Genomic DNA, 4,794 nt, shown 5'->3' on the forward strand with positions numbered 1-4,794 from the left:
CAACTGGATCGTGCGGAATTTCTTGCCCAGGTTCGGGCCGAGGCTTTTCGGCTTCATCGATCATGACATCTTTCCGACTGAACCATTTTCGATCCGCGCCCGGATGGAGGGCAAAAGCCTCTACGGCAGCGCGCGGCGCGATACGCCAACGCCGGGCGGCTGGTTCCTGTGGCCCGGGTTCTGTTTTTTCGATGGAAGCCTGTTGCGGCGGCGGCTGGATTTCGCCCCGAGCTACAAGTTTCATATGGATTCCGGTGGCGGCAACTGGCCGGTGCTCTACAGGTCAATCGATCCGGCGCTGGTTCGGTTCGCCGAAAACAAATCGCTTCGCTTCGGCGCGGGCCATGATCAATCCGAGGATTTTTTCATGGTGGTCGATGGCTGGCTGCATGTGACGAACGCCTCGAACTGGAGACGACAGCAGGTTGACAGGGGCGAACACATTCTCGCGCTGTTGCGGCAAGCCGGCGGTCCCGACCAGCCGGATGTGAAGTTCGAGCCTATCTGAACGAGACATCAAAGCCGGGCAGGGGTTTGGCAAGGGCCAGGCCGATGAGACAGATTTTCGGCCTTCAATGCCAACGAGAGGCGCATGACGATACACCAGATCGATTTCAAGGCAGGCGATGCCGTGCGGGCCGCGCTTGCGGAAATCGGGCGCACCGAGGACCTGCGTTTTTCGCCTGATAACCGGCTGCTGGCAATTGCCGGATATGCGCGCAAGCGCTGCCTGATCCTGCGCATCGACGTCGAGACGGGACCTGATGGGCCAGGCGTCACACTTCACAATTTCATGGAGTTGACGTCGGACGACATGGGTGAAGTCCATGGCCTCGATTTCATCGATGACCGAACCTTGGCAGTCGCCAATCGCGATGGGCTGGTTGCGCTATTTGCTCTGCCGCGTGAAGAACCGGCTGGCCAGTGTCGTGAGATCGCGGCCATTCGCCAGATCCGAGGCAGGCGGCCCTACAAACTGAATTCGCCGGGCTCCGTCGCCGTCAGGCAGGAGTTGCACGGCCGCGTCAGTCTGCTGGTCTGCAACAATTACGCGCATCTGGTCACCCGGCATGTGGTCAACCGGTGGCTTGGCTATCGCGCTACAAGCAATCAGCTGCTTCTAAAGCGTGGTCTCGATATCCCTGACGGCATTGCGCTCAGCCATGATGGAAAGTGGATCGCTGTCAGCAGCCACGGCACAAAGGATGTGAAGATCTACAGCATGTGGGCGTCGCTTGGACCGGACAGTGAACCGGCCGGTATCCTGCAGAATGCCGGCTATCCGCACGGTGTGCGCTTTACGGGCGATGATCGGCACATCGTGGTTGCCGACGCCGGCAGCCCGATGCTGCATGTCTATGATCGCGGCACTGGTTGGGACGGCCGTCGCACGCCCGAGCGCTCTATTGCCGTGCTCGATGAAGAAACCTTCCTGCGGGGCAGGGCCAGTTTTGACGAGGGCGGGCCGAAAGGCCTCGATATCGACCGGTCCAACAGCGTCCTCGCGGTGACTTGCGAAGAGCAGCCGATGGCCTTTTTCGCGCTGGCGTCGCTGGTTGGCCCCTCGAAGATCGAACTCGGCGAGACTTAACCCGCCCTTAAATCGCCGCATCTACTCTTCAACCCGAACGCCATAGGCATCGGGGATATCAAGCACAGCGCATGGCGAACCGCAGAGACAGTCGCATCGAACCCAGTTTCGAGGGACCGCCGCAGGCGCGATCCTCAGCGGGGCTTTCGGCGAACGAGGAGGATCGCGTCGTGCCGAGCAATCGCAAAGCCTCCGCCAAACGCAAGCCGGCCAAAGGGAAATCGTCGCGGGTCAAGCGCGACAGGAGCCGGCGCGGCCTGTTCGGGGTCCTCGGCCGGCTGTTCTACTGGTGCTTCGTGCTCGCCATCTGGGGCGGCATCGCGGTGGCCGGCATCGTCGTCTACTACGGCGCCAAGATGCCAGCGGCGACGACCTGGTCGATCCCCGACCGCGCGCCCAACATCAAGATCGTCTCGGCCGATGGCCAATTGCTCGCCAATCGCGGCATGAGCGGAGGCGAGGCGGTCGGGCTGCATGAAATGTCGCCCTATATCCCAGAGGCCGTCATCGCCATCGAGGACCGCCGCTTCTATTCGCATTTCGGCATCGACCCGATCGGCCTGTCGCGCGCCATGGTAACCAATGTGCTTGGCGGACATTTCTCGCAGGGCGGCTCGACGCTGACCCAGCAATTGGCCAAGAACCTGTTCCTGACGCCCGACCGCACACTGGAGCGCAAGGTGCAGGAAGTGCTGCTGGCACTTTGGCTGGAGCACAAGCACACCAAGGACCAGATCCTCGAAATGTATCTGAACCGGGTCTATTTCGGTTCCGGTGCCTATGGCGTCGAAGCGGCCTCGCGGCGTTATTTCGGCAAGAGCGCGCGCGACGTCACCTTGTCGGAAGCCGCATTGCTTGCCGGCCTGTTGAAGGCGCCGTCGCGGCTGTCGCCGGCACGCGATCCGAAGGCTGCCGAGGAACGCTCGCAGTTGGTGCTTGCCGCCATGCGCGACGAGGGCAAGATCAGCGCCAAGGAACTGACCTCGGCGATGAGCGCGCCGGCAACGCGTGCGCCGTCCTACTGGACCGGCTCGGAAAACTACGTTGCCGACACCATCATGGAGGAACTGCCCGACCTGATCGGCGACGTGCGCGGCGATATCGTCATCGACAGCACCGTCGACCTGAATCTGCAGAAGCTCGCCGAACAATCGATCCGCAGGCTGATCGACGACAGCGGCAAGAAGCTCAACGTCACCCAGGGCGCCCTGGTGTCGATCGACGATTCCGGCGCAGTGCGCGCCATGGTCGGCGGCTACGACTATTCGACCAGCCAGTTCGACCGCGCCTCGGAAGCACGCCGCCAGCCGGGCTCGGCGTTCAAGCCGTTCGTCTATATGGCCGCGCTTGAGGCCGGCCGCACACCCGACAGCGTGCGCAACGACGCGCCGATCAAGATCGGCAACTGGACGCCCGACAATTATGGCGGCAAGTATTTCGGCAAGGTGACGCTGGCCACCGCATTGGCCAAATCGCTGAATTCGGTCGCGGCCCAGCTGACCATGGAGGTAGGGCCGAACGCGGTTGTCGAGGCGGCGCACCGCATGGGCATCCAGTCCGACCTGCAGTCCAACACGTCGATCGCGCTCGGCACCTCGGAAGTGACGCCGCTGGAACTGACATCGGCCTATGTCCCCTTCGCCAATGGCGGCTACAAGCCGGATATCCATTTCATCCGCCGCGTGACGACCACGGAAGGCAAGGTGCTCTACGACAGCGGTGGCGGCAGCGCGCCGCGTGTCGTCAAGCCCGAGATCGTCGGCATGATGAACTCGATGATGACGGGTACGGTCGAGATCGGCACCGCCCGGAAAGCGGCTTTCGCCTGGCCGTCCGCCGGCAAGACCGGCACCAGCCAGAATTCGCGCGATGCCTGGTTCGTCGGCTACACCGCCAACCTCACCACCGGTGTGTGGTTCGGCAATGATGATGGCAGCCCGATGAAGAAGGTCACCGGCGGCGCACTGCCGGCCCAGGCCTGGCACGAATTCATGGTCGCAGCCCACGAGGGCGTGCCGGTGCGGCCGCTGCCCGGCACCTGGAAATCGACGCCGGCCGACACCATCGTGCCCGACGAGATACCCTCGGCAAACAACACGCCGCCGGCGCCGGTTCCATCCGCGTCCGTCGGCCAGCAGACGCCGGCGGCGCGGCCGGCCGCGCCGGTCGCCCAGGCGCCAGCACCGGTCCGCGCGGCCCGTCCCGCCCAGACGGTCGATGCCGATGGCCTTTCCATGCCCGAGGACGACGGGGCCACCGCGTCGATCAAGCACCCGGTGCCGCCAGGCGACGTCGGCGGTCCGCGCAAGAAGCGTCAGACTTCGATCCTCGATCTCCTTGGCGGCTAAAGCGCGTCGCGCGCTTTAGCTCTTTGTTTATATGCATGTCGTTGCCTCAAAACCGAGGCCACTTTTGAGCGACATGCATTAGCGGCGACTCGCCTCTCGCCACCTCGGCGGCGTTCGGCTACATCTGCCGGCCGGAGACCCTGAAATGGCTGAACTCGACACCAGAAAGACCATCGTGCTGACCGGCGCCAGCCGCGGCATCGGCCACGCCACGGTCAAGCGTTTTTCGCGCGAGGGCTGGCGCGTCATCACCTGCTCGCGCCAGGCCTTTGCCGAGGACTGTCCCTGGCCGGCAGGTCCTGAGGACCACATCAAGGTCGATCTCGCCGATCAGGAGGATGTCGGCATCGCGGTGTCGGAAATCCGCCGCCGGCTGGAAGCGCATGGCGGCCAGCTGCATGCGCTGGTCAACAATGCCGGCATCTCGCCGAAGCTGAAGGACGGCAACAGCCGCATGGACTCGATCGACACGCCGATGCATGTCTGGCGCGACGTGTTCCAGGTCAATTTCTTCGCGCCGATCATGCTGGCGCGCGGGCTGTTCAAGGAACTGGCGGCGGCCAAGGGCTCGATCGTCAACGTCACCTCGATCGCCGGCACCCGTGTGCATCCCTTTGCCGGCACCGCCTATGCGACATCGAAGGCGGCACTCGGCTCGCTGACGCGCGAGATGGCGCATGATTTCGGTCCGCATGGCATTCGCGTCAACGCCATCGCGCCCGGCGAGATCGACACCGCGATCCTGTCGCCGGGCACGGACAAGATCGTCGAGACGATCCCGTTGAGAAGGCTTGGCACCACGGCGGAAGTCGCCGACATCATCTTCTTCCTGTGCTCGCAACAGGCGTCCTATGT

Annotated in this window: 3 protein-coding genes and 1 pseudogene; all 4 read left to right on the top strand. The window is 63.6% G+C overall.

The features are described 5' to 3' along the window. Nucleotides 1-508 (top strand): annotated as a pseudogene (locus EN935_RS22585) (hypothetical protein); the annotation flags it as partial. A gap of 84 nt (nucleotides 509-592) precedes the next feature. Then, complete coding sequence (locus tag EN935_RS22590; RefSeq protein ID WP_127264150.1) at nucleotides 593-1,591, top strand: hypothetical protein; 999 nt, start codon at nucleotides 593-595, stop codon at nucleotides 1,589-1,591. Nucleotides 1,592-1,662: 71 nt separating this feature from the next. Next, entirely contained in the window at nucleotides 1,663-3,939 is a 2,277-nt protein-coding gene (locus EN935_RS22595) for a transglycosylase domain-containing protein (RefSeq protein ID WP_127264148.1), read from the top strand. A gap of 145 nt (nucleotides 3,940-4,084) precedes the next feature. Continuing rightward, on the top strand, nucleotides 4,085-4,794 hold a 710-nt coding region (locus EN935_RS22605), incomplete at its 3' end, for an SDR family oxidoreductase (protein ID WP_164771266.1).

This window comes from Mesorhizobium sp. M7D.F.Ca.US.004.03.1.1 (assembly GCF_003998635.1).
In the GTDB taxonomy this organism is placed as follows: domain Bacteria; phylum Pseudomonadota; class Alphaproteobacteria; order Rhizobiales; family Rhizobiaceae; genus Mesorhizobium; species Mesorhizobium loti.